Below are 25397 nucleotides of genomic sequence, written 5' to 3'. Positions count from 1 at the left end.
GGCCTGCCCTAGTCGGCCGACGGCGTCCACCCCGCCGCTTCGATCCGCGCCGCGTCCGCCGGGCGCGCGTCGTCGAACAGGACGCCGCCGGCCGCCCGGACGCGCAGCCCGTCGACGTACGCCCCGCGGCCCACGTACAGCCGGTCGGTGGTGTACCGCCAGCGCAGGACGAGCCCGCGGGCGGCCGGGAGATCCGCCGTCAGGCGGTGCCACACGCGCCCCGACCAGCCGCCGACCGAACCCGCCGGACGCGGCTGCGGCTCCTCGCCGCGGCGCGTGGTCGTGAAGGGGACGGGCCGCCACGTGGCGCCGCCGTCCGTGGTGGCCTCCAGGGCGAGCGCGTCCGCTCCGGGCTCGGTGTCCCACCACAGCGCGCAGCGCAGCCGGGCCTTTCCGGCGGACGTGTCCAGCGCGGGCAGGGCGAGGGTCGCCGACGCGGAACTCGCCGTCCCCGAGAACCATGCGGTGCGTCCGTGCGCCGGACGGACGGGCACGGCGCGCGCCAGATGCGTGCCGGCCGCCACCCGGGGAGCCGATCCCGAGCGCCAGCTGCGCACAGGGTGGACGGAGTTGCCCAGCACCACCAGGAACGAGTCGGTCGTCGGGTCGAGCACCAGCGAGGTGCCCGTGAAGCCGGTGTGCCCGGCGGTGCGCGGAGTGGCCATGGCGCCCATGTACCAGTGCTGGTAGAGCTCGAAGCCCAGGCCGTGCTCGTCGCCGGGGAAGGCGGTGTTGAAGTCGGTGAACATCAGCTCCACCGACTCCGGCCGCAGGATGCGCGCCCGCCCGTAGGACCCGCCGTTGAGCAGCGTGCGGCCGAGCACCGCCAGGTCCCACGCGCAGGAGAACACCCCTGCGTGGCCGGCGACCCCGCCGAGGCCGAAGGCGTTCTCGTCGTGCACCTCGCCCCACACCAGGCCCCGGTCGAGACCGGACCAGGGCCGGCGGGCGTCCTCCGTGGCCGCGATCTTCGGCCGCCAGGAGGCGGGCGGGTTGTAGCGGGTGCGGCGCAGGCCCAGCGGGGTGGTGATCTCCTCGCGCAGCAGGACGTCCAGGGTGCGGCCCGTGACCTTCTCCAGCACCAGCTGGAGCGAGATCATGTTCAGGTCCGAGTAGAGGTACGCGGTGCCGGGCGGGCTGACCGGTGCCTCGTCGAGGACGAGCCGGACCTTCTCCTCGTACGTCGGCGCGCTGTACAAGGGGATCCAGGCCCGGAACCCGGAGGTGTGGGTCAGGAGCTGACGTATCGTCACCTCCTGCTTGCCCGCACGTCCGAAGTCCGGCAGGTACGAGGCGACCGGCGCCCGAAGCTCCAGCGCACCCCGCTCCATCTGCTGCACGGCGAGGAGCGAGGTGAACAGCTTGGAGATCGACGCCAGGTCGAACACCGTGTCCTCGGCCATCGGGATCTGCTGCCCGGCCGGGAACTCGACGCCGGTGTCGGTCTTCTCGTCGTACGCCCGGTAGCGCACCGCCATGCCGATCGGCTCGTGCAGCGCCACCGTGCCGCCGCGCCCGGCGAGCAGCACGGCGCCCGCGTACCAGGGATGCTTGGGGGAGGGGCCGAGGAACGCCTCGGCGTCGGTGACCAGTTGCCGCAGGTGGCCGCGGAGCAGCCCGGCGCGCTCCGCCGAGCCGCGTTCGAGGGTGGGGCGGCGGCCCTTGTCCGCGACGGCCTCGGCGGGCCCGGCCGCGAACGGGGCGATCGCCAGCGCCCCGCCCAGCGCCAGGGCGCCGGCGCCCAGTTGCCGCCGCGTGAATCCGCTCGTCCCCTGACCGGCCATCGAAGAGCCTCCCGCCGCCGAAGCTGAAAGTATCTTTCCCGGATCGCCGTGCGGAGTGAAACTTTCCTGTCAGCGGCGGGTCGTGTCAATGGGTCGTGCGAGCCCCACGGGCCGCGGCCCGCCCGGCGGGTCACCGGACGGGCCGCGGGACGGCGCCGTTCAGCGTTCGCGCACCCGGACGATCCGCAGCGCGGGCGACGTCAGGATGTCCCGCTCGCAGAAGCGGGACGTCACCCACTTCTCCTCGGAGAACAGCCGGGTCTGGTCCGCGTGGTGCGGCGAACCCGGGTCGGAGGACTGGGAGTAGGTCAGCAGCGTACGGGCCACCGGGCACCGGCCGCCGTCCCAGCCGACGGCCTGGAGGTAGCTGGAGCCGGTGGTCACCTCGGTGTAGCCGCCGTGCGCCGGGTCCCAGACCGGCTCGACCTTGTTCCAGACGCCCAGGGACTCGGTGCCGCCGCCGACGGGGACGCGCACGCCGTCGCGGACGACGAACTGGTGCGTCCCGAGCGGCGCGTCGAGCGGGATGCCCGCGGCCCGCAGCTCGCCGACCGCGTTCGCGAGGGCGGTGGCGAAGCCCTTCGCGCCGGTGTTCAGCGTGTGCGGGGTGCGGACCGGGTCCGCCGGGGAGAACGGCACCTTCCACAGCTCGCCCGCCGGTACGGTCCTGGTGAGGGACCGCCAGAACCGGTCGAAGAGCAGCGCGCCCCGGCTGCCGCCGTCCATGGTGCGGTCCCAGCCGGCGAGCACGTCACAGGCCTCCCGCACGTCCACGGACCGGCCGTCGCCGCCGGTCGCGGTGGAGCCGGGCAGCGCGGCACAGGCCTTCGCGGCGTCGGCCGCGGCCAGCTCCCCGGCGGGCGCCCGGTCGGCGAACTGCTGCCGCTGCAGGTCCCGGACGGTCAGCCCGCCCCGGTCCGCCATCGCCGCCACGTCCTCGACCGCGCCGCGCGTGCGCATCGACCGCTGGGTGCCGACCGTGCCGAAGATCCGCTCGTAACCGGTCAGCGGCCGGTCCGCGTTGGCCAGCCAGGCGCTGTCGTTGGAGTTCTCCGCGTACGGCGCGTCCTTCAGCGTGGGCATGCTCGACGGACCGAAGATCCCCGGCTGGACCGCGTCCCGGTCACGGCCGGGCGCGCAGTCCCCGCGCGAGCCGTCCAGCACCGCCAGCCCCGAGGACGGGTAGGTCACCTTGCCGAGCGGCGTGGAGCAGCGCCCGGCGAGGTCGTCGGTGATGCGGGGGAGCACCTGGGACTGGGTGAACAGGGTGTGGCCGCGCGAGTCGGCGGCGATCGTGTTCACCCACGGCAGCCCCTGCGTGCGGCGCAGGGAGGCCAGCACGTCGTCCGTGCCGCGGGCCCGGCTGAAGCCGAGGGCGGTGTCGGAGCCGCGCAGGTTGGCGGCGTTCGGATCGTTCAGCGCGTACGCGGTCGTCGCCGTCCACGGCAGCGGCAGCGAGGCGCCGAGCGAGGTCACCACCGGGCCGTACCGGGTCCACCACTGGGTCCTCGTCACCGGTGCGCCGTTCTTCACGGCGACGGTGACGGACCGCTTCGTCATCCGCTCGCGCCTGCCGTCGACCAGGTAGGCCGTCGGGTCGGCCGGATCCAGCGTCAGCTGGTGCAGGTTGAGGGTGACGCCCGTGGCGACGGTGTGGCTCCAGGCGACGTACGCGTTGTGGCCGATGGACACGGTCGCCGAGCCGAGCAGCGAGGCGCCCGCGACGTTCAGCCGCCCGGGGATCGTCTGCTGGGACTGCCAGAAGCGGCGCCCGCCCTGCCACGGGTAGTGAGGGTTGCCGAGCAGCAGCCCGCGGCCGTTCGCCGTGGTGCCGGCGCCGAAGGCGACCGCGTTGGAGCCCATGTCCGCGTCGTCGGCGGCGAAGAGCTCCCGGGCGGCACGGGCGGCCGCCTGGGCGCCGGGGCCCTGCGCGGCACCGGACCCGGCCGTCGCACTCGGCGGCCGTGCCGCCGTGATGCCGTCCACCGCCCGGCCCTGGCCGCCCAGGACGGAGAGGGCGAAGCCGCGCGCGGCCACGTCCAGCGCGGTCACCGGCCGCACCCAGGCGGCGCCCCGGCACGCCGGGTCGGTGATCCGGTTCTGTGCCAGCCAGGCGTTGTAGCCCGCGGCGAAGCCCCGCATCAGCTCCTTGGCGTCCCGGCTCGGGCCCCGGGGCGCCGGCTCGGCGAGCAGCCTCTCCACGGTGCCCGCGCGGCGCACCCCGGAGAAGTACAGGTCGCTGGAGAGGTTCGTGGCGGCGGAGGAGAGGGAGAGGTCGGGCGCCGCGTCCGGGCCGAAGTGGCGGGAGCGTTCGCCGCGCACGGTCACGAAGCCGTCGGCCAGGGTGCAGACCTGGTCGGCGGCCTGCGCCCACCCGGTGCCGAAGCCGAGGTTCGCGTAGTCCTTCGCGACGATGTGCGGAATGCCGTACTCGGTGTACCGGACGACGGCGGACAGGCCGCCGTGGGACGGCCGTTCGGCCCGGCCGCCCGAGTGGCCGTCCGCGGCGGCCGAGGGCAGGGCGGTCGCCGCGGTGAGCAGGGCGACGGCCGTGACGACGAGTCGTCTCCGGCGGATGCGCATGGTGCCTCCCGACGTCTTTGGGGAAGGGGCGGCTGAGCGTACCAGTCGGTATGTGAACGTGTCAGTGGCATGACAGCACGAGCCGGGGCGTCACCCGCACACGTCTTGACCCGCCCCCCGTACCGGCCGAGGATCATGCCATGACGCCCGGACACCGCAGCACGGTCGACGGGGTGCTGCGGCGCAGCGCCCGACGCACCCCCGCGCGCGTCGCGGTGGAGTACCGCGACCGCTCCTGGACGTACGGGGAACTCGACACCGCGGTCTCCCGCGCGGCGAGCGTCCTGCGGGACCAGGGGCTCGCCCCCGGCGACCGGGTCGGCGCCTACGGGCACAACTCGGACGCCTACCTGATCGCCTTCCTCGCCTGTGCCCGCGCGGGCCTCGTGCACGTCCCGGTCAACCAGAACCTCACCGGCGACGACCTCGCCCACATCGTCCGCCAGTCCGGCAGCGCGCTCGTCCTCGCCGACCCGGACCTCGCCGGCCGCCTTCCCGAGGGCGTACGCACCCTGGCGCTGCGCGACGCCGACGGCAGCCTGCTCGACCGGCTGGCCACGGCACCCGCGTACGACGGGCCCGAGCCGGACGGCGAGGACCTGGTGCAGCTGCTCTACACCTCGGGCACCACCGCGCTGCCCAAGGGCGCGATGATGACCCACCGGGCCCTGGTGCACGAGTACCTCAGCGCCATCACCGCCCTGGACCTCGGCGCCGGCGACCGCCCCGTGCACGCGCTGCCCCTCTACCACTCGGCGCAGACGCACGTCTTCCTGCTGCCCTACCTCGCCGTCGGCGCGACCAACATCATCCTGGACGCACCGGACGGCGACCGCCTCTTCGACCTGATCGAAGCCGGCCGCGTGGACAGCCTGTTCGCACCGCCCACGGTCTGGATCGGCCTCGCGAGCCGCGCCGACTTCGCCACCCGTGACCTCGACGGCCTGCGCAAGGCCTACTACGGGGCGTCGATCATGCCCGTGCCCGTCCTGGAGCGGTTGCGCGAGCGCCTCCCGCACCTCGCCTTCTACAACTGCTTCGGCCAGAGCGAGATCGGCCCCCTCGCCACCGTCCTCGGCCCCGACGAGCACGAGGGCCGCATGGACTCCTGCGGGCGGCCCGTCCTGTTCGTCGACGCGCGCGTGGTCGACGAGGACGGCAAGGACGTGCCCGACGGCGTACCCGGCGAAGTCGTCTACCGCTCACCGCAGTTGTGCGAGGGCTACTGGGACAGGCCCGAGGAGACCGAGGCGGCCTTCCACGACGGCTGGTTCCACTCCGGCGACCTCGCGGTCCGGGACGCCGACGGCTACCTCACCATCGTCGACCGGGTGAAGGACGTCATCAACTCCGGCGGCGTCCTGGTCGCCTCCCGCCAGGTCGAGGACGCCCTCTACACCCACGAGGCCGTCGCCGAGGCCGCCGTCGTCGGCCTGCCCGACGAACGCTGGATCGAGGCGGTCACGGCGGTCGTCGTCCGCCGCGGCGAGGTCACCGAGGACGAACTGATCGCCCACGCCCGCGAGAAGCTGCCCGCCTTCAAGGCACCCAAGCGGGTCCTGTTCGTGGACGCCCTGCCGCGCAACGCCAGCGGGAAGATCCTCAAGCGGGACCTGCGGGACCGCTTCGCCGGTTCCTAGCCCGGCCCCGGTCCGCCCTCCTCCCACCGCCGGGGGCCGCTGTGCACGTCCCTCAGGAGGTCCTCGAAGGCCCCGGCGTCGGACAGCCCCCGTTGTGGACCGCCCGGACCCGTCTGCCGTCGGTCGCGGCGGCGGGCGCCCCCGGCCCCCGGCGGTCCGCTGTTCCGCCGGCCCGCTCGTGCGCCTTCCCCGGGGCCGTCACGAAGGAGCGGTACTTCATCGTCCTCACGGCCGTGTCGAACCCGGGGCAGCGCGGACCCCGCGTACGGCCGCACCCTCGTGCTCGCGTCCGGACCACCCGCCAGGACCGGGACACCGCCCTCACCGGGTCTCTGCGGCGGCTCCTCCGCCCCCGGGCGGCCGGGCGCCGCCTTCGCCGCCCGTCGCCCACGGCCGGTCGGCACCGGCACGACCCGCCGCCCCCTGCGCACCGTGCGTCACCCCCTCCCCGGAGAACAGGCGGACGGCAGGACATCCGCGAGCCGGACGCGCCGTCGGTCCCCCGGCCGCGGCACCACGGCGGCTCCGTTGCGGCGCGGTGCCGCCGACGGCCATGATCGGCGCCATGCCGACCCTCACCTCGTACGACGGGACCGAACTCGCCTACCACCTCCGGGGCGACGGTGATCCGCTGGTCGTCCTGCCGGGCGGGCCCATGCGCGCCTCCGCCTACCTGGGCGACCTCGGCGGCCTGACGGCCCACCGCCGGCTGGTCCTGCTCGACCTGCGCGGCACCGGCGGCTCCGCGGTGCCCGACGACCCCGCGACGTACCGCTGCGACCGGCTCGTGGACGACGTGGAGGCCCTCCGCGTCCACCTCGGACTGGAGCGCATGGACCTCCTCGCGCACTCGGCGGGCGGCAGCCTCGCCCTGCTGTACGCCGCCCGCCACCCGGCACGCGTGCGGCGGCTGGTCCTGGTCACCGCCACACCGTGGGCGCTGGGCATGCCGGCGACGGCCGAGGACCGGCTCGAGGCGGCGCTGCTGCGGGGGGACGAGCCCTGGTTCGAGGAGGCGTTCGGGCCCTTTCGGGCCTGGCTGGACGGGACCGGCGACTTCGATCCCGTGTTCGTCCCCTTCTTCCACGGCCGCTGGGACGACGCGGCCCGGGACCACGACGCCCGCGGCGACGAGGAGACCAACGAGGAGGCCGCGGACGTCTGCCTGTCCCCGGACGCCTTCGACCCGCCCGCCACCCGTGCGGCCCTCGCCCGTTGCGCCGCCCGGGTGCTCGTCCTCGCCGGCGAACTCGACGGCGGCCCCCGCCCGGAACTCGCCCGCCGCTGCGCCGACGTCTTCCCGCACGCCGAGGTCGCGGTCCAGCCGGGCGCCGCGCACTACCCGTGGCAGGACGATCCGCGGTGGTTCGTCCGCCGGGTCGCCGCCTTCCTCGGGCACGGCTGAGCCGGGCGGCAGCGGGGAGCGGGACGGCGCGGGTCTCCCGGAAGGCGCTCCTCGCACGGCCTGTCGGCGGTCCCGCCCGGTCGCTAGGCTGGCCCGCGGACGACGAAACCGGGAGGAGCACGGACGTGGCCGAGAGCACCACCCACCAGCGCCCGCTCACGGGCTGGCACAAGCCGGAGCTGGATCTCAGCAACGCGCAGTGGCAGTCCAGCAGCCGAGGACTGGGGGATGTCCAGATCGCCTTTGTCGAGGGGTTCATCGCCATGCGGAACAGCGGCAGCCCGGAAAGCCCCTCCCTGATCTTCACCCCCGCGGAGTGGGGCGCGTTCGTGTCGGGAGCGCGGGAAGGGGAGTTCGACCTCACCTGACGCCCGGCGCGGAGCGCGCCGGGCGTCAGGCCGTCCGGCCGATCCGGCGGTGTTCCACCCGTTTTTCCGGACACGCGACCGTGAGCACCCTTTCGGGGCCGCCGCCTGAGCGAGGCTGACGCCACGAGGGGGAGGTCGTCCTTCCGGAGGTGAGGAACCCATGAGGACCCTGCCGGTCATCGCGGCGGTCGACGGTTCGCAGGACAGCCTGCGCGCACTGGACTGGGCCGTCGACGCGGCCCGCGGACGCGCGGCGCCGCTGCGCGTGGTGCACGTGCGGCAGTACGCCCCCTGGGCGCAGGGCGACGTCCTGGTCGCCGGCCCACCGGACACCGGCGAGGACCCGGTGATCGAGGAAGCCCGTGCCCGTCTGCGGGACCGGGCCGACGCGCCGGAGACGGAGTACCTCGGCATGGAGGGCGTACCGGGCGCCGTGCTGCCGGAACTGGGCGCCGACGCCCAACTGCTGGTGCTCGGCTCCCGTGGCCGCGGCGGATTCGCCAGTCTGCTGCTCGGTTCCAACGGTCTGGCCGCCGCCCGCGACGCCGAGTGCCCCGTCGTCGTGGTGCCCCGCCCCGGCCGCGAGGTGCACGGCGAGCCGCCGGCCGAGCCCGGCCCGCGGGTGGTCGTCGGCCTGCACGTGGACAGTCCCGACGACGCGGTGCTGTCCTTCGCCTTCGCCGAGGCCGCACGGCGCGGCGCCCGCCTCCAGGTCGTGGCCGCCTACCCGTGGCCGGTGCAGACCTGGGCCGCCGCGGGCCAGATGATGCCCCTCGTGATCGACGAGGTCTCCGTCGAGAGCGAGACCCGTGTCCTGGCCGACGGCCTCCTCGCGCCCTACCGCGGACGTCACCACGACGTCCGCGCCGACGCGTACGTCGTGGCCGGTGACGCGGCGGGACACCTCGTCGCGGCCTCCCGGGACGCCGAACTGGTCGTCGTCGGCCGCCACCGCCGGCGCCTGCTGGCCCCCGCCCGCATGATGGGCTCGGTCACCCACGCCGTCCTGCTGCACGCCGCGTCCCCGGTCGCGGTGGTGCCGCCCGCCCCGCCGCAGGAGTGACCCCGCACGGCTCCCGGGGGGACCGGACGCGGCCGTCGCCGTCACCCCGCGGTCCCGGCGTCCGCCCGCACTCCGTCCAGGGGGTCCGGCCACGTACCATGGCGGCATGTCGTTCCTCCGCCGCCGCAGCGCCACGCCCGCCGGGCCCGACTTCGACGTACTGGCCATGGACCCCGGTGACTGGCCCGGGAACCTGGGCGCCGGGCTCCTCCCCGCGCCCGACGGCAGCTGCCAGGGTGTCTTCCTGCGCTACGACCTGTTCGGCGGGCGCGGCCCCGCGATGATCATCGGCAATCTGCCGGAGGGCTCCCCGGCCCGCGACGTCCCCGAGGGCGAGATCCCCTTCGAGGTGGCCCAGCTGCTGCTGGCCCTGGAGAACGACGAGGAGATCACCGTCGTCGGCACCGAGGACGTGCCGGTCATGCAGGGCGACAACCTGCTGATCGTGCGCCGCCTCAAGCTCTCCGAGAGCCGGATCTCCTGCGTGCAGTTCGACCGCAGCGACGGCGTCCTCGTGACCATCGCCGCCTGGGACCGCCCCATCACCGACGACCTGTACGCCCTGCTGAAGCCGCTCCCGGCGGAGCTTTTCCAGCAGGGCTGACGCGGCCGCTACCGCGCGGTCGCGAGCGTGACGTCCGCGGCACGCACGTACGCGACCCGGTGGCCGTACTGGATCTCGTAGTACCGGTCCTCGCCGGTCACCACCCGGTGGGACGCCTCGTCGAAGGTGACCGCGTAGTAGTACTCGCCCGGCACCTCGTCGCCCACCACGTACGCCTGCCCCTTCGGCAGCGTGTACCGCAGCGGCGACACGGCCTGGGCGGGGACGTCCGCCGGGTAGGCGGCCTTCTCCGGGTACGCGCGCCCGTACACCGGGACGCTCTCCAGACCGGCGCGCGGGGTGACCAGCCGGCCCGAGGCGGGCACCGCGGCCGGGGCCTTCTGAGGATCCTGGAACCAGGCCTTCTGGCCCAGGTACCAGATGGCCGTCCAGTCGCCCCACCGGTCGGCCACCGCGAACTGCTGGCCCGTGGAGACCCGCGAGGACAGGTCGTTCACCCCGGTCGTCGGGGTGGTGCCGAGACCCACGTCCTTGACCAGGGGCGCGTTCACGTCGTGGTCGGTGTACAGCCGCACCTCGCTGGAACCGTGCGCCGGACAGGGCGTGCCCGCGGCGGCGCAGCCGGTGTACTCCGGGCGGTTCGTGTCGTAGTCGGGGCGGATCGTCACCAGCTGCGCCTTCTTGCCGGCGGTCGGCTCGATCGGGCGGCCCAGCAGCTGGAAGTAGTGCCGCCAGTCCCAGTACGGTCCCGGGTCGGTGTGCATCCCGGGGACGGTCGAGGCGGTCGGGCCGGGCACGTTGTCGTGGCCCAGGACGTGCTGCCGGTCCAGCGGGATGTCGTACTTCGCGGCAAGGTACTTCACCAGCCGCGCCGACGACCGGTACATCGCCTCCGTGTACCAGGCGTCCGGGTCCGCGAGGAAGCCCTCGTGCTCCAGGCCGACGGAATTCGCGTTGACGTACCAGTTGCCCGCGTGCCAGGCGACGTCCTCGGCCTTCACGTGCTGCGCGATGTGGCCGTCGGTGGAGCGCAGCGTGTAGTTCCAGGAGACGTAGGTCGGGTCCTGCACCATGTTCAGGACGCCGTTCCAGGTGCCCTCCGTGTCGTGCACGACGATGTACCGGATGCGCTGGGAGGCGGGACGGTCCCCCAGGTCGTGGTTGCCGTAGTCGCCGTCCCCGAACTCCTCGTACGGTGCCGGGATCCACTCGCAGGAGACCGACGCCGGGCACTCGGTGCCGGCCGAGGCGGCGGCGCGCAGACCGGTGCGCGCCAACTGCGCGGTGTCGGGAGCCACGCCGGGGCGGGCGGCCAGCGTGATCCGCTGCCCGGCGTCCGTGGTCCGCCGCTCACCGGCGCGGATCACCCCGTACACGTCGTCGGCGTACGCCGCCGCCGTGGCGGAGTCGTCGGCGCCCGAGAAGCGGGCCACCGCCCCGTACCAGTCCGCGGGGTCCTCGCTGAGCGGCTCGCCCAGTTCACGCTGTGCGGCGGCCAGCAGCGCGGCGCCCCCCGACACGTTCGCGGCCGGGTCGGTGCGCAGCGCGTCCGGGCTCAGCCCGGTCAGCTCGGCCGCCCTCCGCAGCGTGGTCAGCCGGGCCGGCAGCCCGGCGGCCGCGGGGGGAGCCGCCTCCCGCGTGCGCAGCGGGGTGCGGGCGTCGTCGCCGCGCGGATCCTCGGCACCCCCGCCGTGGTGCGAGGCCCCGGCCAGTGCGGTGCGGGCGTCGGTGAGGTGCATGGGGCCGTAGCCGCCGGTCACGCTCGGGGCGCCGCCGTGCGCGTCCCAGCGGGACTGGAGGTAGGAGACGCCGAGCAGGACGGACTGCGGCACGTGGTACTCGGCCGCCGCGGCGGCGAACGCCCGCTGGAGGCGGTCCGGGGCGGGCGGTGCGGCCGGCCCGGCGACGGACGGGGCCGCACCGAGCAGCGGCAGCAGCAGCGCCGCCGCGGCCAGGGCACCTGCCGTCGTACGGACGCGTCTGCCGCCGGGGGCGGGCTCGGGAACGGTGGCGGATCCTCGCAAAGCGGCCTCCTGTGACGGTCGGGCGTAGCGGGGTGTGCGGGGCCGGGCGTGGGGTCAGTGGTACCCGGCGGTCCGACGATCCGTCAATCATGCCGACACTGCGGCGATTTCCCACGTCAGCAGGGCTTCGGCGAGTTTCGTGGCGGCGGCTCACGGGCCTGCGGAGCGTCAGTGGAGTACACCAATGGCCCTCCCCGTGCGCCGCGGACACAGGAAATCCGCGGCGCGCCCCCCGGAGGGCGCACCGCGGATTCTCCGGGTCCGTCAGCGCGTGCCGACCGCCGCGCGCACGGCCCGCCGGGCCAGCTGACAGTCGTCGTGCAGCCGCCGCAGCAGCAGCCGCTGCTCCTCCCCGGAGGGCACGGCACCCGCCGGGGCCACCGGGGCCGTCTCCCGCATCGACCGCTGCACGGCCGTCTCGTACGTGCGGATCTCCCGGGTCAGCACGAGCATCAGGTTCACCAGGAAGGCGTCGCGCGCCGCGGGACCCTGTGACTGGGCGATCTGACTGATCTGGCGGCGGGCCACCGGGGCGTCACCGAGCACCGACCACAGGGTCGCCAGGTCGTAGCCCGGCAGGTACCAGCCCGCATGCTCCCAGTCCACCAGCACCGGACCGGCCGGTGACATCAGGATGTTGGAGAGCAGCGCGTCGCCGTGGCAGAACTGGCCCATGCCCTGACGCCCGGCCGCGTGGGCGATGCCGTGCAGCAGCTTCTGCAGGTCGCCCAGGTCCCGGTCGGTGAGCAGTCCGAGCTCGTGGTACCGGGAGATCCGCGCCGCGTAGTCCAGCGGGGCGTCGAAGGTCCCGACCGGCGGCCGCCAGGCGTTGAGCCGGCAGACCGCGCCGAGCACCGCCCTGATGTCCGCCCGCGGCGGCGTCTCCAGTGGGTGCCGCTGCAGTGCCGCGGGCCGCCCCGGCATCCGCTCGATCACCAGTGTGCCGTTGTCCGGGTCCGCCGCGATCAGCCTCGGCACCCGCACCGGCGGGCGGTGCCGGACGAACGAGCGGTATGCCGCTATTTCGTGCCGAACCCGTTCGGCCCACGCGGGGGAGTGGTCCAGTAAACACTTGGCGACAGCCGTGCTGCGTCCGGTCGTACCGACCAGGAGGACGGACCGCCCGCTGCGGCGCAGCACCTGCACCGGGGCGAACTCCGGGCAGATCCGGTGCACGGAGGCGATCGCCGTGCGCAGCTGGGCACCCTGGGCGCCGGACAGGTCGATTCTGCCGCTGAGCGGTTGCGTGCCGGTTCCCGCGCCGCGCCGCACCCTGCCCGCCCCGAGCACCGGGGCCGCCGGACGCGCGGGGGCGAGGTAGGGGCCGCCGCCCGCCGCAGGGCGGGGGTGGAGCGATCGCTGCGGGGCGGACACGGAGGACGATGCTGCGTACATGGGCGAGACAGATCCCTTCGTGTGCCTGCTGTGCCTGCCTGGAGGCGGTGCCCGCCGGAACGGGTGCGCCCTCCGAGAAGCCTTCGCGCCGCCCGCCCGGCCGCCGGGGGCCACCCTGGGGAGTACCCCCGCGGCGACCGGGTCGAGGTGGCGCATTCCTACCTGACACCCGGCCGCCCGTGGCACACCATCTGGCGCACCCTGGCGAACGGTGGCGAATAGTCGCCCGGCAACCCGCACCGGGCTACTGTCAACTCAGCCGAGAACCTGGGGGCTTGACGTGAGCGGAGAACCCAACACCCGTCTGTCGGATCTGTTCGGCCTGGCCGGCTGGTCCAAGGGCGAGCTCGCGAGGCTGGTCAACCGGCAGGCGGCGGCCATGGGCCACCCCCAGCTGGCGACTGACACCTCGCGGGTGCGGCGGTGGATCGACATGGGAGAGATCCCGCGCGATCCGGTGCCGCGGGTGCTGGCGGCTTTGTTCACCGAGCGTCTCGGCCGTGTCGTGACCATCGAGGACCTCGGTCTGGTCCGGCACGGGCGTGCGGGGAAACGGCGGACCGGCGGGGGCGAGGAGCATCCCGACGGAGTGCCGTGGGCGCCCGAGCGGACCGCGGCGGTCCTCACCGAATTCACGGGAATGGACCTCATGCTCAACCGACGCGGCTTGGTGGGCGCGGGCGCCGCGCTCGCCGCGGGATCCGCACTCAGCAGCGCCATGCACGACTGGCTGCACACCGACCCTGTCCTGGCTGCCGACGCACCCCACGTCACCGATCCCCTGCACGCCGACCCCGCCGGGTACGACCGTTACGAGGCCGCCCCCGTCGGGTCGGAGGAGGTCGAGGAACTGGAGCGTTCGGTCGAGGTGTTCCGCGCCTGGGACGCCGCCCGCGGCGGCGGACTCCAGCGCAAGGCCGTGGTGGGTCAGCTCAACGAGGTGGGCGGTATGCTCGCCTACCACCACCCACCCCATCTCCAGCGGCGCCTGTGGGGCGTCGCCGCCAACCTGGCGGTCCTCGCGGGCTGGATGTCGCACGACGTCGGTCTGGAGCCCACGGCCCAGAAGTACTTCGTCATCGCCGCCCATGCCGCACGCGAGGGCGGCGACCGCCCCCGGGCGGGGGAGGCGCTCTCCCGGGCGGCCCGCCAGATGGTGCACCTGGGCCGGCCCGACGAGGCGCTGGACCTGATGAAGCTGGCCCGGTCCGGCTCCGGTGAGCAGGTGCTGCCGCGCACCAAGGCCATGCTGTACACCATCGAGGCCTGGGCGCAGGCGTCCATGGGCAAGGGCCAGGCGATGCGGCGCACCCTGGGACGGGCCGAGGACCTCTTCGTCTCCGACAAGGCCGACGTACCGCCGCCCGACTGGATGCAGACGTTCAAGGAGGAGGACCTGTACGGCATGCAGGCCCTGGCCTACCGCACGCTCGCCGAGTTCGAGCCGGGCGCGGCCGCGCACGCCCAGCACTACGCCGAGAAGGCCCTGTCCCTGCGGGTCGACGGCCGGCAGCGCTCGAAGATCTTCGACTACCTGTCGATGGCCTCGGCCTGCTTCATCGCCGACGACCCCGAACAGGCGGACCGTTACGCGCGTCTCGCCCTGGTGTCGATGGGGTCCAACTCCTCCCAGCGCACCTGGGACCGGCTGCGTCAGATGTACCGGCTCACCGCCGAGTACGCCGGCTGTCCGAGGATCCAGGAACTGCGGGAGGAGATCGAACTCGCGCTGCCGAGGGGAAAGCCGTCCAAGGGCGGGGGGAGGGGCGGGAACACCGCTCCGGCGTAGCGGACGGCGTCTTTCCTACGACGTCACCCGGGCGACCAGCACACAGGCGCCGTCCCGGTGGCCGGACGCGCCGCATCCGCCGAGCGCCTCCGTCACGATCCGCACGCCGTCCCGCGCCGTGCGCGCCCCGGTGAGACGGGGTGCCAGGGCGAGGAGGCGGTGCACGGTTGCAGGCGCGGGTCCGCCGGTGCGCAGGAGCAGCAGGTCGCCCGCCTCGAGCGTCGCCGCGGTCCCCTCGTCCAGCTCGCGCCCCGTTCCGTCGCGGAACAGCAGCGGGGCGGGGGCTCCGGCGCGTGCCCACGTCAGGGCTCGGGTGCGGGGCCGGTAACCGCAGTACACGGCGTCGCGCACGGACGGCAGGGCGGTGGTTCCCAGCAGGCGGGCGAGTCGCTCCGGCAGTTGCGGGGGACGCGCGCCTCCCGTCGCCAGGCCGCGCAGGGCACTGATCACCATCGCCGGAGCCGGCGTCACGCCGGTGTCCGGGGCCGCGAGGCCGCCGACGCCGAGCAGCGTCTCGTCGTCGTCGGCGAGCGGGCACGCGTCGTACCAGACGCACCCGGGTGCGTCGGCGGTCGACGACAGGTGTCCGGCGGCCAGGTCCAGGCCGGGCCGCCCCTGGTCCGGGAACCGCAGGAGGGCGCGCCAGGGCGGTGGCACGGCCTCCTGCGGTTCCGCCACGGCCCGTTGCCCGATGTCCGCGTCCCGCGGGTGGCGGTGGAGCGAGTCACGGGTCTCGCTCACCACCCGCTGGCTGCGGCGCAGTTCGCTGACGTCCCGCAGCACCGCCCACATCGAGGCGGTGCTGCCGTCGGCGTCGAGCACGGGCTCGCCCATCATGTGCACGGTCCTCACGGTGCCGTCGGGGCGCACGACGCGGAACTCCCCGTCGATGGACCGGGCGTCGACGAGACAGTCCGTGACCATCGCGGTGAGCTTCGACCGGTCCTCGGCGAGCACCAGGGACGGCAGCTCGTCGAGGCTGAGCGGACCGGCGGCCGGGTCGAGGCCGAGGATCCGGAAGAGCTCACCGGACCAGTCGGCCTCGTCGGTCAGCAGGTTCCATTCGGCGCTGCCGACCCGGCTGAGCAGCGATCCGGACCGCGGCGCGGGGGCCGGGCCGTCCCGCAACTGCGCCAAGTGCTCGTCCAGATCGGTGAGCTGGTGGAGCGCCAGGTCGCACAGGGCACGCTGCCAGCGTCCCCGCGGGTCCGCCGCGTCGTGCCCGGTGCCCCGTCGTACGGCGTCCACGTCGCCCCGCAGCCGCCGCGTCTGCGAGAGCAGTGCCTCGACCGAGCCGCCGCCCGGCGGCTGGGCGACCGGGCGGTCCGCGGAGAGATGGGACGACATGACGCACTCCGATGTGCAGACGGTACGACCGAGGCGGATCCGGGGGGTGGCGGAAGGGCCGCTACGACTGTCGCACAGCCCGCGACGGCCCGTAAGGGATTCGGCAACACACGATACGGTGGTGCTCCTGGCATATGCCAGGGTCTTCCCGGGGCGGTCTCCGCGCATGGACGGCGTACGTCCGTGGCCGTCCAAGTCGTAGTGTTCCTAAGTCATTTGAGGCCCTCGGCCCCCGGGTGCGTCGTCGCTCAGACGTTCGTCGGACCCCTGTTCCAGTCCGGGGCGTGCAGCGCCGGGCGGGGTGCCGCCTCGACCACGGTGCGCATCCCCGTCCCCAGGGCCCGGACGCCGGCTTCGGCGACCACGGAGGCGGCGTACCCGTCCCAGGCGCTCGCACCGGTGACCCGCCCCCGCCGGGTGGCGTCCACCCACTCCTGCACCTCGCGGTCGTAGGCGTCGGCGAACCGCACGAGGTAGTCCTGCGGCACCTCCTCCCGGGCGCCGCCCGCCGCCGTCACCACCATGGTGCGCGCCTCCCCGATCCGGGCACTGCCCGCCTCGCAGACGGCCTCGCAACGGACCTCGTAGCCGAAACCGCAGTTGACGAAGACCTCCACGTCCACCAGCGCGCCCCGCTCGGTCTCGAAGAGCACGAACTGCGGATCGAGCAGCCCCTCGGGCGCGCCCGAGGACGGCCGGGGCCGCAGGACGGTCACCGCGGTCAGCTCCTCGCCCAGCAGCCAGCGGGCGGCGTCGATCTCGTGCGAGACGGAGCTGTTGACCAGCATCGCGGAGGTGAAGTGCGGCGGGGAGGACACGTTGCGGTGCACGCAGTGCAGCATCAGCGGCCGGCCCAGCCGCCCGCCGTCCAGCAGGGACTTCAGGCGGCGGTACCCGGCGTCGTACCGCCGCATGAAGCCGATCTGCGCCAGCCTGCGGCCGAGCCGCGCCTCCGCCTCCACCACGCGCAGCGCGCCCGCCGGGTCCGGCACCATCGGCTTCTCGCACAGCACCGGCAGGCCGCGGGCGAAGGCGGCCAGCAGCGCCTCCTCGTGCGCCTCGCCCGGCGAGGCGATCAGGACGGCCTCGACACCGGGCGCGTCGAGCGCGGCCTCGGCGTCCGTGTGCACGACCACCCCGTCGATCCCGGCCACGGCCTCCCGCGCCCGTGCGGCGTCGGGGTCCGCGACGGCGGCGACCCTGGCGCCGCTCACCACTCTGTCGAGGCGTCGTATGTGATCGGCGCCCATGTGACCCGCGCCCAGGACCGCCACACCCAGAAGACCGCTCACGCTCGGCCCGTCCCTTCCCTGTCCGCCGCGCACCCGCGGGGAGGGGTACGTGTACGGCGGACAGGGTTTCACGGTCGTCAAGGCCCCACGGGGCACGGCGACGGCGTCAGTACCGCAGCACCCCCGCGATGCCGTCCACGTCGTCCAGCGCACCGTCCGGCACGAACCGGACGTCGGCGCCCGTCTCCAGGCACTGTTCGACGATCTCGTCCACGATGTCCTCGCGGGCGTCGAGATCGCCGCTGTCCGCGGGCATCAGGTGGCCGCCGTCGTCCCGCATCGTCACCCGGAAGTTCTCCTCGACGGCGAGCAGCCGGACCCGCCCGGTGTGCGCGCTCTCCCACAGCTCGTCGACGCCCGCCGCGAAGTCCTTGCGCCCGCGGGCCGCCTCCAGCTCCCTGGCCACGGCCTCGACGATGCCGTGCGCCTCGTCGTCGAGCACCGGCCGCACCGCCTGCCGTACGGCCTCGGCGGTGCCGTGGGCGAGGCCGCCGTGCGGGACGAGCACCGCGTCCGCCGCGATCGCCCCGGCCTCCTCGAACAGCGACAGCGCGGCCTCGGGACCGGTGACGTACAGCGGCCGGGGATGGGCGCGCAGCACCTTGCCCATCGCGGCGTCGGCCTCGCGCAGGAACCGGCGGGTGCCCTCGTCGCGGAAGGAGCTCGGCGCGTCGCCGATCCGCTCCTGGCGCTCGGGGTCGAAGTCCTCCGGCGGCCGGTCCATCGGGAAGCCGCCGGCGCGCTCCTCGGCGACCCGGTCCCCGCCGCCGTTCCACAGCGTGACGCGGTCCGTGGCGACCGACAGCACCCAGAACGGCCGCTCGGCGGCCTGCGCGGCGACGAGGCTGCGGGTCAGGAAGGTGTCCGAGAGCACGACGCGCTCGGGCACGGAACGGGCCAGCGTCCACACCTGGTGCTCGCCGGGGGCGGCGAAGATCGCCAGGCCGTCCTCGGCGTGCGTGAGATCGACTTCGGCGAGGGCCCGGTCCAGTTCCCGTGCGACGTCGAGGCGCCGCTCCCGGGTGACGGCCGGATCGTCCTCCAGCCGTTTCTTGGCCTCGGCGACCGCGTTGCGCAGCCGGACCGGGTCCTGGGCGTTGTCCGGTTCGCGGCGGTGCGTCGGTGTCAGCACGGACACCGCCGGGTACGGGCGGGGCCGGCGCAGCTCGGCGAGGGCGGCGGGACTCAGATCGTGCTCCATGTCAGCACCATAGAGCCGTTGGACGTATCAGGCATTCGGGGCAATCCGTGTACGCCGACGGGGTCCTCCTCCGCGCTCCGCGGCGGCGGCTCAGCCCTCCTCGTCCTCGGGGCCGCAGGAGCTGCCGTCGGGCGGCAGGGAGCCGTACAGCAGGAAGTCGTCGATCTTGCGGTGGACGCAGTCGGAGGACGCGTAACCGGTGTGGCCCTCGCCCTTGTTGTCCAGCACCACCGCCGAGGGGCCGAGCCGCTCGGCCGTCTCCACGGTCCAGCGGTACGGGGTCGCCGGGTCGCCGCGGGTGCCGACCAGCAGCATCCTCGCGGTGTCGACGTCCTTCACGTCGTCGCGTATGTAGTCGGTGCCCTTCGGACGGCCGTAGCACATCAGCACCTGGGTGAGCCGGTAGCGCCCGAAGACCGGCGAGGCCTCCTCGTACCGCTCGCGCAGCCGTCCCAGGGAGCGGGCGACCTGCCCGGCGGTGGGGCGGTCGGGGTCGTCCGCGCAGTTGATGGCCATCAGGGCGGCCGGCAGGTTGTCCACGGGGACGTCCTCCTCGTCGGTGAGGCCGCCGCCGTCCGCACGGCTCTCCCCGCGGACGGGGAAGGCGACGCCGCCGGACACGAAGCCCTCCAGACCGCGGGTGTCGCCGTCCTCCAGCAGCTGCGCGAGGGCGCGCTCCAGCGAGGGCCACAGCTTCCGGCTGTAGAGCGCCTGCCCGACGGCGCCCACCATGTCCTCGCCGGAGAAGGACCCGCCGAAGGCCGTCGGCACCGGGTCCGCGTTGAGCGAGCCCACCAGCCGGACGACCTGGCGGCGGGCTTCCCGGGCGTCCTGTCCGAACGGGCAGGCGATGTCCTCGACGCACCAGTCGAGGAAGTTCTCCAGCGCGGTCTGCTGCCCCCGCGCGCCGGCCAGCCCCTGTTCGGCCAGCGGTTCCGTCAGCGTGTCCACGCCGTCCAGGACCATCCGGCCCACCTTGTCGGGGAACTGCGCGGCGTAGACCGAGCCCAGCCGGGTGCCGTAGGAGAAGCCGAGGTAGTTGAGCCGGTCGTCGCCGAGCGCCGCGCGCATCACGTCCATGTCCCGGGCGGCGTTCACCGTTCCTATGTGGGGCAGCACGGGCCCCGAGTGCTTCGCGCACGCGGCGGCCGCGTCGCGCAGCAGCCGGAGCACGGACCGCGGGTCGCCGATCTCCTCGTCCCCGTCCGTCGCCTCGACGATCTCGCCGATGGCGGGGCCGCAGGTGACCGGGGAGGACCGGCCGACGCCGCGGGGGTCGAACGTCACCACGTCGTAGCCGTTGGTCAGGTGCATGAAGTCCTTGCCCCCGGCGGACAGTTCGCCGACGCCCGAATCGCCGGGCCCGCCGAAGTTCAGCAGCACCGAGCCCCGTGAGTGACCGGTCGCCCGGTACCGGGCGAGGGCCAGGTCGAGGGTTCTGCCCCCGGGACGGCCGTAGTCGAGGGGAACGGTGACCTTCCCGCACTGCAGGTCCTCCGGCACCTCCAGGCCCTCGCACGCCGACCATCTGATCTTCTGGTCGTAGAAACGGGACAGGCCGGGTCCGGTGCCGTCCATGGCCGCGGCGGGCAGCCCCGCGCCCAGCAGGGCCAGCCCGAGCGCCCCGGTGACCGCGCAACGCCGGACCGAGGACCGAGTCGACAGCTTGGCCAGCATCGATGCCTCCCGGGCGCCCCGTCGAGGACCCGCCGTCGGCACCCTCGATCACCATAAACGGGCCCCGCGGCCCGCGCCTCCGGGCGCTTTCGCCGGGCGCGCGGGGTCCTGGGCGGGCGTGCGGACGCCGTGCCGCTCGTTCGACAAACCGCCCACTCGATGGAGTGAAAGGCCGATAAGCCATAACTCGGATGGTGCGCCCGCGTTTTAACCGGTGCGGGCGAGCGCCCGCGACAATGTCTGGAAGGCAGGGAACCTCATGCGAAGGGTTACCCGAAACGGTGTGTTCGCTGTCGCCGCCTCCGGCGCGCTGGCCGTGACGATGCCGGCGTACGCGGCGTTCGCGTCCGACGGTGCCGTCGCGGACGGCTCCGCGAGCGGTTCGCCCGGAGTGATCTCCGGCAACACCGTGCAGATCCCCGTGGACGTCCCGGTGAACGTGTGCGGGAACACGGTGAACGTGGTCGGGCTCCTGAACCCGGCCGTGGGCAACAGCTGCGCCAACACCGGCGCGGGCGGCGGGGCGCACGCCGGGACGGACGCCTCGCCCGGCACGTCCGGTGGCGGCGCCGTCGCCGAGGGGGAGACCGCGGGTTCCCCGGGCGTGCTCTCCGGCAACGGGGTGCAGTTGCCGGTCCACGCCCCGGTGAACGTCAGCGGCAACAGCGTGAACGTGGTCGGCATCGGCAACCCGGCCGTCGGCAACGAGTCGACGAACACCTCCGGAGAGCGTCCCGAGGAACCGAGTCGTCCGGCGAAGCCGGCGCCCGCCCCCACCGAGGAGCGCGCGCAGCCCCGGCCGTCCCCGCACACGGAACCGCCGCGGGCCGTGGCGTCCCTCGCCCACACGGGCACGGACGCGGCCCTGCCCGTCCTCGCGGGGGGTGCCGCGCTCGTCCTGGGCGGAGCGGTCCTCTACCGGCGTTTCCGTCCGGGGGCCGGGAGCTGACCGGGGCGGACGCCCGTCCCGGCCTCCCGTCGGCGGGACGGGCCGCGGCGCCCGACCCGCCGGGGTGAGGCGGCGGGCACGGGCCCGTGGGCCGCGCCCTTCCTGCGGCCTCCCGGCCCGTGACACCCCCGGCGTCCGGTCGCGTCGGGGGCCTCGTGCGGCGTCAGGCACGTCCCCCGTGGAACCGGCGGTGCAGCGCCCGCACCTCGTCCGTCAGCTCCGGCACGGGGCCCTCGACCGTCACGCCGGGCGCCACCTCGCCGACCGGCAGTGCCCGCACCGGTGAGGCGGGCACGCCCCATTCGGCCAGCCAGGCGCCGAGCTGCTCCGACGAGGCGACGTACACGATGCGCCCGAGGCCCACCCAGGCGTGCGCGGCGGCACACATCGGACAGTGCTCGCCGGACGTGTACACCGTCGCCGCGGCCCGCTCCTCGGGGGAGAGGCGGGCGGCGGACCAGCGCGCGAGCTCGAACTCGGGGTGCCGGGTGCGGTCCCCGGACGCCACCCGGTTGTGGTCCTCGGCCAGCACCGTCCCGTCCGGTCCCACCAGGACCGACCCGAACGGTTCGTCCCCGGCCTCCAGCGCCTCGGCGGCCAGTTCCACGCAGCGGCGCAGGTGTCGCAGCTCGGCGTCCTTCACGACCATGGCCCACGGCCCTCCTCGCGATGTGATCCTCGACGGGCACCCTACGTCCTGCGCGACCGTTCCCGGCCGGGCGCCCCCGGCGCGTCCGCGGACGGGGCGGACGCCACGCGGGCCCGGTGCGGCAGGCGCGCGAGCCGGTGAGGACGCACGGGCGCGGCGCGCCGCATCCGGCGCGCCGCGTCGAGCTGTCCGGCCCGTCCTTCCGTGCCGGGCCTCGTGGATCTACCGCCGGTGGGCGCTCCTCGCCGCCGTGGCGGCGCAGACCGTGCCCAGGGCCAGCGTCAGGGCTCCGATGATGACGTTGTTCCAGATGACGCCGGCGTCCGGGTTCCTGCCGACGATCCACGGCGATATGATCATCCACACGCCCATGGCGCACATGGCCCCGCTGAGGCCGTACATGCGCTCGGGGGCCCGGGTGAACCCGAGGGCGAGCAGGCCGATCGCGATTCCGATGATCAGGTTGTGGGCGACGAGCGCGGGCTGGCTCGTGGTGAAGTGGAGTATCCACGGGGACACGGCACAGTACAGGCCGAGCAGGAACACCGGCCCGTCCACGAGTGCCACGTCGCGACCGTCGAGCACGCGGGCGTAGCGCGCCTGCATCTCCGGTGCGTCGGGGTGGCCGCTGAGGTCACCTCTGGTGTGCGAGACGTTGGCCATGAGTCGTCTCCTTCGACTTGCCGGGCCGACCGCGTCGGATGGGGTGCGGTAGCGTCCTATATCACCCATTCTGCTCTTATTTGTCCCTTATGTGTAGGGGCGGGTGGCCCGTGCGCGTCTCCCACATGTCTCCCCGGATCGCGGGCATCCGCAGGAGTACGCGAGCGATCGACCGATACGAGGGAACGGTGGAGGTGGCGACCATCATGGGTGCGAAGGTGTTGGAGCGGTTTCCGGCGGGGTCTCCGCGCGGGTCGTGGCCGGCGGAGGAGTTCGCGGCGCGGCGCAGGGCCGAGGGTGAGCCCGCCACCGTCGTGATGGACCTGAAGACGGACGCCTTCCTGGTCGTGGTGCCGGCCCGCGACGAGGACGGGGTGCGGGCCGGTGCGTGAGAACCGCGCGTGAGTGACGGTGGGTGACGGGGTGCGCGGAACGGGGCCCCGGGGCGGGAATGTATTTCGCCACCTGAAATGTTGGTGAATACATCTAGTCGGCGACCGTCACCGGTCGCCGTCCCCGTGTCACACACCAGCGAGGCACCGTGAACCACCCCGCCCCCGAGCGGCCGGCCGACATCCTGGCCCGGCTGCGCGCCACCTTCCGCACCGGCCGCACCAAGCCCGTCGAGTGGCGCACCGCGCAGCTGGGCCGGCTGCGCGCGCTGCTCACGGAGAACGGTCCGGACCTGGAGGCCGCGCTCCACGCCGACCTGGGCAAGAGCGCCGCCGAGGCGCAGCGCACCGAGATCGGCTTCACCGTGCGCGAGATCGACCACACCCTCGAGCACCTCGCCGGCTGGCTGCGCCCCGAGCCCGCACCCGTCCCGGCCCACCTCGGCGCCGACGCGACCGCCTGGACCCAGTACGACCCCCTGGGCGTCGTCCTCGTCATCGCGCCCTGGAACTACCCCGCCCAACTGCTGCTCACCCCGGTGGCGGGCGCCCTGGCCGCGGGCAACGCGGTGGTCGCCAAACCGAGCGAGCTGGCCCCCGCCACCTCCGCCGCGCTGGCCCGGCTGCTGCTGGCCTACCTCGACCCCGAGGCCGTCGCCGTCGTCGAGGGCGGGGTGCCCGAGACCACGGCCCTGCTCGCCGAGCGCTTCGACCACGTCTTCTACACCGGCAACGGCACCGTCGGCCGCATCGTCATGCGCGCCGCCGCCGAGCACCTCACCCCGGTCACCCTCGAACTCGGCGGCAAGTCCCCGGCGTTCGTCGACCGCGGCACGGACCTCGACGTGGTCGCCGCCCGGCTGGCGGCCGGCAAGTTCCTGAACGCCGGGCAGACCTGCGTGGCCCCCGACTACGTGCTGACCGACCCGGAGACCGCCGCGGCCCTGGAGCCCGCCCTGGCCCGCGCGGTGGAGGCCCTGTACGGCGACGACCCGGCGGACTCGCCCGACTACGGCCGGATCGTCAACGAGCGGCACTTCGACAGGCTCACGGGACTGCTGGACTCGGGCCGCCCGGTCGTGGGCGGCGGCAGCGACCGCGCGGCGAGGTACATCGCGCCGACCGTGCTGGCCGACGTCGAGCCCGGAGCGCCCGTGATGGACGAGGAGATCTTCGGCCCGATCCTGCCGATCGTCACCGTCCCCGGGCTCGACGAGGCCATCGACTTCGTCAACGACCGCGACAAGCCGCTCGCCCTCTACGTCTTCAGCCGGTCCGCGCGGACCCGGGAGCGGTTCGCCGCCGAGACGTCCTCCGGCGCGCTCGGCCAGGGACTGCCGCTCGCCCATCTCACCGTCTCCGACCTGCCGTTCGGCGGCGTGGGGGAGAGCGGCATGGGCAACTACCACGGCCGGTACTCCATCGAGACGTTCAGCCACCGCAAGGCGGTCCTCGACAAGCCGGTCGGCTGACCGGACAGCCGCTCCGCCTCGACCCGGCCGGGATCAGGCCGGGTCGAAGTGGTCTGGACCCTTGACTGGTACAGACCAAGGCGGTTGAGTATGCCTCCACACCCCCCACCACGGCCGCCCCCACGCCCGGCCGGCCCGACCGGCACGCGCGGACAAGGCCCGGCTCCCCCCTGCCCTTGTCGCGGGGAGCGGCCGTGCTCCGCAAAGGAGGCAGACCTGTGCCGAGACGCCGTATCTCCGCCGTCGTGACCGCACTCGCCCTCGCGGGCGCCGTACCCGCCTTCCTGCCGGCCACCGAGGCGTCGGCCGCCGCCTGTTCGAGCTACCCGAACTGGACGGCCGGCAAGTCCTACAACACCGGCGACATCGTCCGCTACACCGACGGCAAGGCCTACGTCGCCGAGCACGCCAACCCGGGGTACGACCCGGTCATCAGCACCTGGTACTGGGAGCCGTACGCCTGCGACGGCGGCTCGCAGACGCCGGCCGGCACCTTCGTGGTCAGCGAGGCCCAGTTCAACCAGATGTTCCCGGGGCGGAGTTCCTTCTACACCTACAGCGGCCTCACCGCCGCGCTCGCCGCCTACCCGGGCTTCGCGGGCACCGGCAGCGACACGACGAAGAAGCAGGAGGCCGCCGCCTTCCTCGCCAACGTCAGCCACGAGACCGGCGGCCTGGTGCACGTCGTCGAACAGAACACCGCCAACTACCCGCACTACTGCGACTGGAGCCGGCCCTACGGCTGCCCCGCCGGCCAGGCCGCCTACTACGGGCGCGGGCCGATCCAGCTCAGCTGGAACTTCAACTACAAGGCCGCGGGCGACGCGCTCGGCATCGACCTGCTGAACAACCCCTGGCTGGTGCAGAACGACGCGGCCGTCGCCTGGAAGACCGGCCTGTGGTACTGGAACACCCAGACCGGTCCGGGCACCATGACCCCGCACAACGCCATGGTCAACGGCGCCGGGTTCGGCCAGACGATCCGCTCCATCAACGGCTCCCTGGAGTGCGACGGCAGGAATCCCGCGCAGGTCCAGAGCCGGGTCTCCACCTACCAGCGGTTCAGTCAGATCCTCGGCGTCCCGCCGGGCGGCAACCTGTACTGCTGAGCCCGGGCCGGTCCTGTGCGAGACTCCGCC

Annotated in this window: 20 protein-coding genes; 10 read left to right on the top strand and 10 right to left on the bottom strand. The window is 74.2% G+C overall.

Annotated features, from left to right (window positions below):
* Positions 1 to 8: 8 nt before the first annotated feature.
* Positions 9 to 1784 (bottom strand): serine hydrolase domain-containing protein, encoded by a 1776-nt coding sequence (locus ACZ4V6_RS09885; protein WP_467824569.1) that lies wholly within the window; start codon positions 1782 to 1784, stop codon positions 9 to 11.
* A gap of 159 nt (positions 1785 to 1943) precedes the next feature.
* The gene (locus ACZ4V6_RS09880) at positions 1944 to 4367 is read right to left on the bottom strand and encodes a penicillin acylase family protein (protein WP_467824567.1); all 2424 of its coding nucleotides are present in this window, start codon (positions 4365 to 4367) and stop codon (positions 1944 to 1946) included.
* Positions 4368 to 4507: 140 nt separating this feature from the next.
* Here ACZ4V6_RS09880 and ACZ4V6_RS09875 point away from each other — a divergent pair, with 140 nt between their 5' ends.
* The 5 genes from ACZ4V6_RS09875 (at position 4508) to ACZ4V6_RS09855 (ending at position 9447) form a co-directional block, all read left to right on the top strand.
* Positions 4508 to 6007, top strand: coding sequence for an acyl-CoA synthetase (locus ACZ4V6_RS09875; RefSeq protein ID WP_467824565.1), 1500 nt, complete (start codon positions 4508 to 4510; stop codon positions 6005 to 6007).
* Positions 6008 to 6572: 565 nt separating this feature from the next.
* Positions 6573 to 7412 (top strand): alpha/beta fold hydrolase, encoded by an 840-nt coding sequence (locus ACZ4V6_RS09870; RefSeq protein WP_467824562.1) that lies wholly within the window; start codon positions 6573 to 6575, stop codon positions 7410 to 7412.
* Positions 7413 to 7537: 125 nt separating this feature from the next.
* Positions 7538 to 7780, top strand: coding sequence for a DUF397 domain-containing protein (locus ACZ4V6_RS09865; protein WP_356552451.1), 243 nt, complete (start codon positions 7538 to 7540; stop codon positions 7778 to 7780).
* Positions 7781 to 7940: 160 nt separating this feature from the next.
* Positions 7941 to 8843 carry a universal stress protein gene (locus ACZ4V6_RS09860; protein WP_467824560.1) on the top strand — a complete coding sequence of 301 codons (903 nt, stop codon included), beginning with the start codon at positions 7941 to 7943 and terminating at the stop codon, positions 8841 to 8843.
* Positions 8844 to 8949: 106 nt separating this feature from the next.
* Positions 8950 to 9447 carry a hypothetical protein gene (locus tag ACZ4V6_RS09855; RefSeq protein WP_467824558.1) on the top strand — a complete coding sequence of 166 codons (498 nt, stop codon included), beginning with the start codon at positions 8950 to 8952 and terminating at the stop codon, positions 9445 to 9447.
* 8 nt (positions 9448 to 9455) lie between these two features.
* Here the strand turns inward: ACZ4V6_RS09855 and ACZ4V6_RS09850 are convergent, their stop codons facing one another.
* Positions 9456 to 11432 carry an N-acetylmuramoyl-L-alanine amidase gene (locus ACZ4V6_RS09850; protein ID WP_467824555.1) on the bottom strand — a complete coding sequence of 659 codons (1977 nt, stop codon included), beginning with the start codon at positions 11430 to 11432 and terminating at the stop codon, positions 9456 to 9458.
* A 264-nt stretch (positions 11433 to 11696) separates the two neighbouring features.
* Positions 11697 to 12827, bottom strand: coding sequence for an aminoglycoside phosphotransferase family protein (locus ACZ4V6_RS09845; RefSeq protein WP_467824553.1), 1131 nt, complete (start codon positions 12825 to 12827; stop codon positions 11697 to 11699).
* Positions 12828 to 13107: 280 nt separating this feature from the next.
* Between ACZ4V6_RS09845 and ACZ4V6_RS09840 the strand changes: the two genes are divergently transcribed.
* Positions 13108 to 14616 carry a DNA-binding protein NsdB gene (locus ACZ4V6_RS09840; protein ID WP_467824550.1) on the top strand — a complete coding sequence of 503 codons (1509 nt, stop codon included), beginning with the start codon at positions 13108 to 13110 and terminating at the stop codon, positions 14614 to 14616.
* Between the two features lie 15 nt (positions 14617 to 14631).
* Here ACZ4V6_RS09840 and ACZ4V6_RS09835 read toward each other — a convergent pair whose 3' ends face one another.
* The 4 genes from ACZ4V6_RS09835 to ACZ4V6_RS09820 all read right to left on the bottom strand — a co-directional run bounded on the left by ACZ4V6_RS09835 (position 14632) and on the right by ACZ4V6_RS09820 (position 20133).
* Positions 14632 to 15963 carry a SpoIIE family protein phosphatase gene (locus tag ACZ4V6_RS09835; RefSeq protein WP_467824548.1) on the bottom strand — a complete coding sequence of 444 codons (1332 nt, stop codon included), beginning with the start codon at positions 15961 to 15963 and terminating at the stop codon, positions 14632 to 14634.
* A gap of 248 nt (positions 15964 to 16211) precedes the next feature.
* On the bottom strand, positions 16212 to 17255 hold the full coding sequence (locus tag ACZ4V6_RS09830; protein ID WP_467824546.1) for a Gfo/Idh/MocA family protein: 1044 nt from the start codon (positions 17253 to 17255) through the stop codon (positions 16212 to 16214).
* A gap of 106 nt (positions 17256 to 17361) precedes the next feature.
* Positions 17362 to 18456 carry a baeRF3 domain-containing protein gene (locus ACZ4V6_RS09825; protein WP_467824543.1) on the bottom strand — a complete coding sequence of 365 codons (1095 nt, stop codon included), beginning with the start codon at positions 18454 to 18456 and terminating at the stop codon, positions 17362 to 17364.
* 90 nt (positions 18457 to 18546) lie between these two features.
* A complete protein-coding gene (locus ACZ4V6_RS09820; protein WP_467824540.1) occupies positions 18547 to 20133 on the bottom strand; it encodes an alpha/beta hydrolase in 1587 nt (528 codons plus the stop codon).
* A gap of 259 nt (positions 20134 to 20392) precedes the next feature.
* Here ACZ4V6_RS09820 and ACZ4V6_RS09815 point away from each other — a divergent pair, with 259 nt between their 5' ends.
* A complete protein-coding gene (locus tag ACZ4V6_RS09815; protein ID WP_467824538.1) occupies positions 20393 to 21082 on the top strand; it encodes a chaplin in 690 nt (229 codons plus the stop codon).
* 163 nt (positions 21083 to 21245) lie between these two features.
* Here ACZ4V6_RS09815 and ACZ4V6_RS09810 read toward each other — a convergent pair whose 3' ends face one another.
* Together ACZ4V6_RS09810 and ACZ4V6_RS09805 are read right to left on the bottom strand one after the other, a co-directional pair.
* Positions 21246 to 21731, bottom strand: coding sequence for a nucleoside deaminase (locus ACZ4V6_RS09810; RefSeq protein ID WP_467824535.1), 486 nt, complete (start codon positions 21729 to 21731; stop codon positions 21246 to 21248).
* Between the two features lie 222 nt (positions 21732 to 21953).
* Positions 21954 to 22394, bottom strand: a complete 441-nt coding sequence (locus ACZ4V6_RS09805) for an SPW repeat protein (RefSeq protein WP_467824532.1) — start codon at positions 22392 to 22394, stop codon at positions 21954 to 21956.
* 206 nt (positions 22395 to 22600) lie between these two features.
* On the opposite strand from ACZ4V6_RS09805, the gene ACZ4V6_RS09800 reads away from it, so the two are divergent.
* The 3 genes from ACZ4V6_RS09800 (at position 22601) to ACZ4V6_RS09790 (ending at position 25367) form a co-directional block, all read left to right on the top strand.
* The gene (locus tag ACZ4V6_RS09800) at positions 22601 to 22786 is read left to right on the top strand and encodes a hypothetical protein (RefSeq protein WP_467825588.1); all 186 of its coding nucleotides are present in this window, start codon (positions 22601 to 22603) and stop codon (positions 22784 to 22786) included.
* Between the two features lie 149 nt (positions 22787 to 22935).
* On the top strand, positions 22936 to 24258 hold the full coding sequence (locus ACZ4V6_RS09795; RefSeq protein WP_467824530.1) for an aldehyde dehydrogenase family protein: 1323 nt from the start codon (positions 22936 to 22938) through the stop codon (positions 24256 to 24258).
* A 218-nt stretch (positions 24259 to 24476) separates the two neighbouring features.
* Positions 24477 to 25367 carry a glycoside hydrolase family 19 protein gene (locus tag ACZ4V6_RS09790; protein WP_467824527.1) on the top strand — a complete coding sequence of 297 codons (891 nt, stop codon included), beginning with the start codon at positions 24477 to 24479 and terminating at the stop codon, positions 25365 to 25367.
* Positions 25368 to 25397 lie beyond the last annotated feature (30 nt).

The organism is Streptomyces sp. NPDC029152 (assembly GCF_055564355.1).
Note: the sequence above shows the minus strand (reverse complement) of the source record. Positions and strands in the feature narration are given on the sequence as shown.

Excerpts from the sequence above, each read along its gene's own strand:
- ACZ4V6_RS09880 (WP_467824567.1), bottom strand. The coding sequence starts at position 4,367 with ATGCGCATCCGCCGGAGACGACTCGTCGTCACGGCCGTCGCCCTGCTC.
- ACZ4V6_RS09810 (WP_467824535.1), bottom strand. The coding sequence starts at position 21,731 with ATGGTCGTGAAGGACGCCGAGCTGCGACACCTGCGCCGCTGCGTGGAA.
- ACZ4V6_RS09875 (WP_467824565.1), top strand. The coding sequence starts at position 4,508 with ATGACGCCCGGACACCGCAGCACGGTCGACGGGGTGCTGCGGCGCAGC.
- ACZ4V6_RS09815 (WP_467824538.1), top strand. The coding sequence starts at position 20,393 with ATGCGAAGGGTTACCCGAAACGGTGTGTTCGCTGTCGCCGCCTCCGGC.
- ACZ4V6_RS09855 (WP_467824558.1), top strand. The coding sequence starts at position 8,950 with ATGTCGTTCCTCCGCCGCCGCAGCGCCACGCCCGCCGGGCCCGACTTC.
- ACZ4V6_RS09820 (WP_467824540.1), bottom strand. The coding sequence starts at position 20,133 with ATGCTGGCCAAGCTGTCGACTCGGTCCTCGGTCCGGCGTTGCGCGGTC.
- ACZ4V6_RS09835 (WP_467824548.1), bottom strand. The coding sequence starts at position 15,963 with ATGTCGTCCCATCTCTCCGCGGACCGCCCGGTCGCCCAGCCGCCGGGC.
- ACZ4V6_RS09800 (WP_467825588.1), top strand. The coding sequence starts at position 22,601 with ATGGGTGCGAAGGTGTTGGAGCGGTTTCCGGCGGGGTCTCCGCGCGGG.
- ACZ4V6_RS09870 (WP_467824562.1), top strand. The coding sequence starts at position 6,573 with ATGCCGACCCTCACCTCGTACGACGGGACCGAACTCGCCTACCACCTC.
- ACZ4V6_RS09825 (WP_467824543.1), bottom strand. The coding sequence starts at position 18,456 with ATGGAGCACGATCTGAGTCCCGCCGCCCTCGCCGAGCTGCGCCGGCCC.
- ACZ4V6_RS09845 (WP_467824553.1), bottom strand. The coding sequence starts at position 12,827 with ATGTACGCAGCATCGTCCTCCGTGTCCGCCCCGCAGCGATCGCTCCAC.
- ACZ4V6_RS09885 (WP_467824569.1), bottom strand. The coding sequence starts at position 1,784 with ATGGCCGGTCAGGGGACGAGCGGATTCACGCGGCGGCAACTGGGCGCC.
- ACZ4V6_RS09805 (WP_467824532.1), bottom strand. The coding sequence starts at position 22,394 with ATGGCCAACGTCTCGCACACCAGAGGTGACCTCAGCGGCCACCCCGAC.
- ACZ4V6_RS09860 (WP_467824560.1), top strand. The coding sequence starts at position 7,941 with ATGAGGACCCTGCCGGTCATCGCGGCGGTCGACGGTTCGCAGGACAGC.